Raw genomic sequence first — 4,964 nt, 5'->3', positions numbered from 1 at the left:
AGCTAAGCCTCTCAGCGCCGATGGTACTGCCCGGGGGACCGGGTGGGAGAGTAGGACACCGCCGGACACCATTCACCTAGGGGGCTACAGCACACGCTGTAGCCCCCTAGGCGCATTTCCGGCCCATGCACCGAAGCGGCATTCGCGTGAACGGCTCCGGGGTCGAGCGGTCCGTGGGTGGGCGCCGGCCGGGAACGCCGTAGGCCGGCCCGTGGGGACGGACCGGCACAGGGACGGAGGGCGTGTGCTCAAGGAACGGCGCGACGGAGGCCCAGGAAGCTCGCGCCCGCGACGACGAGGGCGACCACCGCGGGTCCGATGAGCAGGAGGGCCACGACCGGGGTGTCGACGAAGAACGACCCGACGGCCGGCCACGCACTGCGCCAGGTGATGACGGTGACGGCTGCTCCGCCCGCGAGCAGCAGGAGGACGGCGAGGGTCCACATGCCGAGTTGTCCCCAGCGCTTGAGCACGACCCCCAGGCCCACGCCGAGGGACGCAGCCAGGAACATCGGGACGGCGAACACCAAGATCTGCAGCGCCGGGTTGTCGACGTCCACCGGACCGGGCGCCCAGAACGAGAGTCCCAGACCCCAGCCTGCAGTGCCGTTCTCGACCAGGGTCAGGATCGTGAGCAGCAGTCCGTAGGCGAGGGACTGCGCCGCGGCCGCGAGCAGCGTGCCCAGGTAGAACGTCCGACGGCTCAGGCTGAGCCCCAGTGCCATCGGGAACAGCTGGGTGACCGCCTGCATGAACACGATGGCGACGGCGACGTAGAGGGAGATGATCCCGCCGGTCCCGCTGTCGTTGCGCGCGTCGGTCGGCAGGGCCGCCCAGACGACCAGGTTGATCGCGAAGCTCGAGCCGACCACCACCCACGGGATGCCCAGGGCGATGACGGCGTGCACGGCGTGCAGGCGAGCGGCGACCAGGGTGCGGTTCATCGGGATGCCTCCTGGAGGGTGCCGGTGGCCCGGCTCATGGCGACGACGAGCTGCTGCAGCGACGTCGGTTCGGGCACCAACCCGGCGGCGGTGGCGGCCGAGTGGTCGGTCGGTCCGGTGACCTCCACGACGGCTCGGGTGAAGGTGCCGACCTCGTCGGAGTGCAGCACGTGCCGGCCGGCGGTGAAACCGGCCACGGCGGCCGTCGACCCGGACACGGTCAGCGCCCGCCCCCGGACCGCCTCGGCGTCCTCGTCGAGGAGCACCCGGCCGCGGTCGATGAGCAGGACGTGCTCCAGCAGGTCGCCGATCTCCTCGATGAGGTGCGTGCTGAGCACGACGGTGCGGGGCCGCTCGGCGTAGTCGGCGAGGAGGCGGTCGTAGAACTGCTGGCGGGCGACGGCGTCCAGACCCAGGTACGGCTCGTCGAAGAAGGTGAGCGGCGCCCTCGAGGCCAGACCCACCACGATGCCGATCATCGAGGTCATCCCCCGGGAGAGCTTCTTGACCGGACGTCGTCGGGGCAGGTCGAACTCGGTGACCAGGTCCTGCGCGACGTCGTGGTCCCATCCCGGGAACAGCATCGCGGCGCTGCTGAGCACGTCGCAGACCCGGAAGTGGTCCGGGTAACGCTGGCTCTCCTTCACGAAGCAGATGCGGCTCAGTGCCGCGTCGTCCTCGTAGGGGTCGGCGCCGAAGACCCGGACCCGGCCGGAGGTCGGCACGCGGTGCCCGGTCAGCAGCTGCATGAGCGTGGTCTTGCCGGCTCCGTTGCGGCCCAGCAGCCCGGTGATGCAGCCCTCCTGCACGGTGGCCGTGATGCCGTCGACAGCGGTCTGGCCGCGGAAGCGCATCGTGACGTCCTCCAGGGTGGCGGCGGCGCTCATGCCTGGTCCTTCCGTTCCTCGATCATGGCGGCCAGCTCGGGGCCGGAGATGCCGAGCTTGGCGGCCTCGGTCAGCAGCGGGACGACGTACTGGTGGGCGAACTCGGTGCGGCGGCGGGCCAGCAGGCGGTCGCGCGCGCCGGGGGACACGAACATCCCGACTCCTCGTCTCTTGTGGAGGACCCCGGCGTCGACGAGCCGGTTGAGGCCCTTGGCTGCCGTCGCGGGGTTGATGCGGTGGAAGGCGGCCAGCTCGTTGGTCGAGGGGGCCTGGCTCTCCTCGGGGAGCGAGCCGTCGACGATCGCGTTCTCCACCTGGGCCGCGATCTGGCGGAAGATCGGGCCGCCGTCCTCGTTCACGCCGACCGGGCGCGGACCGGGCGAGGTGCCGACCTCGCTGGTTCATTACTCATGTAGCGAACCATAGAGGCAGTGAGGTCGTTGCCGCAAGGAAGGCGGGCAACACGCCTGTCACACCCCCGGGCTAGCGTCCTGGGCACCGACGACGGAGGGCGGACAGCGGTGCACCTGACCCCGCACGAGCAGGAACGGCTGCTGCTCAGCTACGCCGCCGAGCTGGCCCGCAGACGGCGGGCCCGGGGGCTGAGGCTCAACCTGCCGGAGGCCACCGCGCTCGTCAGCGACCACGTGCTGGAGGGCGCCCGGGACGGCGCCCTGGTCACCGAGCTCATGCAGAGCGGGCGCACGGTGCTCACCCGCGACGACGTCATGGACGGCGTGCCCGAGATGCTGGAGGAGGTGCAGGTGGAGGCGACCTTCCCGGACGGGACCAAGCTGGTGACCGTTCACCACCCCATCCCGTGAGCGGGGTCGTCCCGGGCGAGGTCATCCCGGCCGACGGGTTCATCGAGACGCTCCCCGGTGCCCCCCGCACCGAGATCACCGTCGTCAACGCGGGTGACCGGCCCGTGCAGGTCGGCTCGCACTTTCACTTCGCCCAGGCCAACCGGGCGCTGGAGTTCGACCGCGCGGCCGCGCACGGGCACCGGCTCGACATCGCCGCCGGCACCGCCGTCCGGTTCGAGCCCGGCATCGAGCAGACCGTCGTCCTCGTGCCCCTCGCCGGTGCCCGCGTCGTGCCCGGTCTGACCGCGGAAGGGGGCCTGGGCTGATGGTCCGGCTGTCCCGGGAGCGGTACGCGCAGCTCTACGGCCCCACCACCGGCGACCGCATCCGGCTGGCCGACACCGATCTGCTCATCGAGGTCACCGAGGACCGCTCCGGTGGTCCTGGCGCTGCCGGGGAGGAGGCGGTGTTCGGCGGCGGCAAGGTCATCCGGGAGTCGATGGGCCAGGGCCGCGCCACCCGGGCCGAGGGCGCCCCCGACCTGGTCATCACCGGTGCGGTCGTGCTCGACCACTGGGGAGTGGTCAAGGCCGACGTCGGCATCCGCGACGGGCGCATCGTCGCCCTCGGCAAGGCCGGCAACCCCGACACCATGGACGGCGTCCACCCCGACCTCGTGATAGGCCCCGCCACCGAAGTGCTGGCGGGCAACGGCAAGGTCCTCACCGCCGGCGGCATCGACTGCCACGTGCACTTCATCTGCCCGCAGATCGTGCCCACCGCGCTGGGTTCCGGGGTCACCACGCTCATCGGCGGCGGCACCGGCCCCGCCGAGGGCTCGAAGGCCACCACCATCACCCCGGGCGACTGGTACCTGGCCCGGATGCTCGAGTCGATGGACGTGTGGCCGGTCAACGTCGCCCTGCTGGGCAAGGGCAACACCGTCTCGCACGCCTCGCTGGAGGAGCAGCTGCGTGCCGGCGCCAGCGGGTTCAAGCTGCACGAGGACTGGGGCTCCACCCCCGCCGCGATCGACGCCGCGCTCACCGTGGCCGGCCGGCACGGCGTGCCGGTCGCGTTGCACTCGGACACGCTCAACGAGGCCGGGTTCGTGGAGGACACCCTCGCCGCCATCGCCGGCCGGAGCATCCACGCCTACCACACCGAGGGTGCGGGGGGCGGCCACGCGCCCGACATCATCACCGTCGCCGGCCACCCGAACGTGCTGCCCAGCAGCACCAACCCGACCCGGCCGCACACCGTGAACACCCTCGACGAGCACCTCGACATGCTCATGGTCTGCCATCACCTCGACAGCTCCGTCCCCGAGGACCTCGCGTTCGCCGAGAGCCGGATCCGGCCCACCACCATCGCCGCCGAGGACCTGCTGCACGACATCGGCGCCATCTCGATGATCGGCTCGGACGCGCAGGCGATGGGCCGGGTCGGCGAGGTCGTCATGCGCACCTGGCAGACCGCGCACGTGATGAAACGGCGCCGGGGGTCACTGGCCGGCGACGAGGCAGCCGACAACGCCCGGGCCCGGCGCTACGTCGCCAAGTACACGATCTGCCCCGCCGTCGCGCACGGCATCGACGGCGAGGTCGGCTCGGTCGAGCCCGGCAAGCTCGCCGACCTCGTGCTGTGGGACCCGAAGACCTTCGGGGTGCGGCCGCACGTCGTGCTCAAGGGCGGCATGATCGCCTGGGGCCAGATGGGCGACGCCAACGCCTCCATCCCGACCCCGCAGCCGGTGTACCCGCGGCCGATGTACGGCGCCTACGGCAAGGTGCCGGCGCTGACCTCGCTGCACTTCGTCGCCCAGGCCGCGATCGACGCCGGGCTGGCCGACCGGCTCGCCGTCGACCGGCGGCTGGCCGCGGTGTCCGACACCAGCCGGCTCGGCAAGGCCGACATGCCCGAGAACACCGCGCTGCCCGACATCCGGGTCGACCCGCACACGTTCACGGTGTCCGTCGACGGCGAGGTGTGGGAACCCGAGCCGGTCGCCGAGCTGCCCATGGCCCAGCGCTACTTCCTGTTCTGACGATGACCGCCGCGCTGCTCACCCTCGCCGACTCCCGCCTGCCCGCGGGCGGCCACACCCACTCCGGGGGCGTGGAGCAGGCGATCGCAGCCGGCGTGGTGCACGACCCGCGCAGCCTCGAGGTGTTCCTGCGCCGCCGGCTGACCACCGCGGGTGCCACCGCGGCGGGCCTCGCGGCGGCGAGCTGCCGAGCAGCGGTGGGGCCCGAGGTCGACCGGCGTCCGGCGCTGGCGCGGCTGGACGCCGAGGCCGACGCCCGCACCCCGGCGCCGGCGCTGCG

The 4,964-nt window shown here is 72.3% G+C and carries 7 protein-coding genes; 4 read left to right on the top strand and 3 right to left on the bottom strand.

What is annotated here, in order from left to right; all coding sequences use genetic code 11:
- Positions 1-248: 248 nt before the first annotated feature.
- Genes NH342_RS21920 through NH342_RS21910 form a run of 3 tightly spaced genes read right to left on the bottom strand, consistent with a single transcriptional unit; the run spans position 249 to position 2,190 of the window.
- On the bottom strand, positions 249-944 hold the full coding sequence (locus NH342_RS21920) for a hypothetical protein (protein ID WP_253018297.1): 696 nt from the start codon (positions 942-944) through the stop codon (positions 249-251).
- Positions 941-1,831: an ABC transporter ATP-binding protein gene (locus NH342_RS21915; RefSeq protein ID WP_253018295.1), complete on the bottom strand. Its 891-nt coding sequence runs from the start codon at positions 1,829-1,831 to the stop codon at positions 941-943. Before NH342_RS21915 ends, NH342_RS21920 begins: the two co-directional genes overlap by 4 nt.
- Positions 1,828-2,190, bottom strand: coding sequence for a GntR family transcriptional regulator (locus NH342_RS21910; RefSeq protein ID WP_253018293.1), 363 nt, complete (start codon positions 2,188-2,190; stop codon positions 1,828-1,830). The genes NH342_RS21915 and NH342_RS21910 overlap by 4 nt, the downstream gene beginning before the upstream one ends.
- A gap of 162 nt (positions 2,191-2,352) precedes the next feature.
- Between NH342_RS21910 and NH342_RS21905 the strand changes: the two genes are divergently transcribed.
- The 4 genes from NH342_RS21905 to NH342_RS21890 form a co-directional block, all read left to right on the top strand.
- Positions 2,353-2,655: an urease subunit gamma gene (locus tag NH342_RS21905; protein ID WP_253018291.1), complete on the top strand. Its 303-nt coding sequence runs from the start codon at positions 2,353-2,355 to the stop codon at positions 2,653-2,655.
- The gene (locus NH342_RS21900) at positions 2,652-2,963 is read left to right on the top strand and encodes an urease subunit beta (protein ID WP_253018289.1); all 312 of its coding nucleotides are present in this window, start codon (positions 2,652-2,654) and stop codon (positions 2,961-2,963) included. The genes NH342_RS21905 and NH342_RS21900 overlap by 4 nt, the downstream gene beginning before the upstream one ends.
- Positions 2,963-4,684, top strand: coding sequence for an urease subunit alpha (locus NH342_RS21895; RefSeq protein ID WP_253018287.1), 1,722 nt, complete (start codon positions 2,963-2,965; stop codon positions 4,682-4,684). Before NH342_RS21900 ends, NH342_RS21895 begins: the two co-directional genes overlap by 1 nt.
- A 2-nt stretch (positions 4,685-4,686) precedes the next feature.
- Positions 4,687-4,964, top strand: a 278-nt coding sequence (locus tag NH342_RS21890) for an urease accessory UreF family protein (protein ID WP_374209497.1), incomplete at its 3' end; no start/stop codon positions are given.

The organism is Klenkia sp. PcliD-1-E (assembly GCF_024124375.1).
Lineage (GTDB): Bacteria > Actinomycetota > Actinomycetes > Mycobacteriales > Geodermatophilaceae > Klenkia.
The sequence above is the reverse complement of the archived record's forward strand: the minus strand, read 5'-3'. Positions and strand labels throughout refer to the sequence as shown.

Bases quoted from the DNA above. Each gene is read 5' to 3' on its own strand.
- NH342_RS21895 (WP_253018287.1), top strand. From the start codon at position 2,963: ATGGTCCGGCTGTCCCGGGAGCGGTACGCGCAGCTCTACGGCCCCACC.
- NH342_RS21920 (WP_253018297.1), bottom strand. From the start codon at position 944: ATGAACCGCACCCTGGTCGCCGCTCGCCTGCACGCCGTGCACGCCGTC.
- NH342_RS21915 (WP_253018295.1), bottom strand. From the start codon at position 1,831: ATGAGCGCCGCCGCCACCCTGGAGGACGTCACGATGCGCTTCCGCGGC.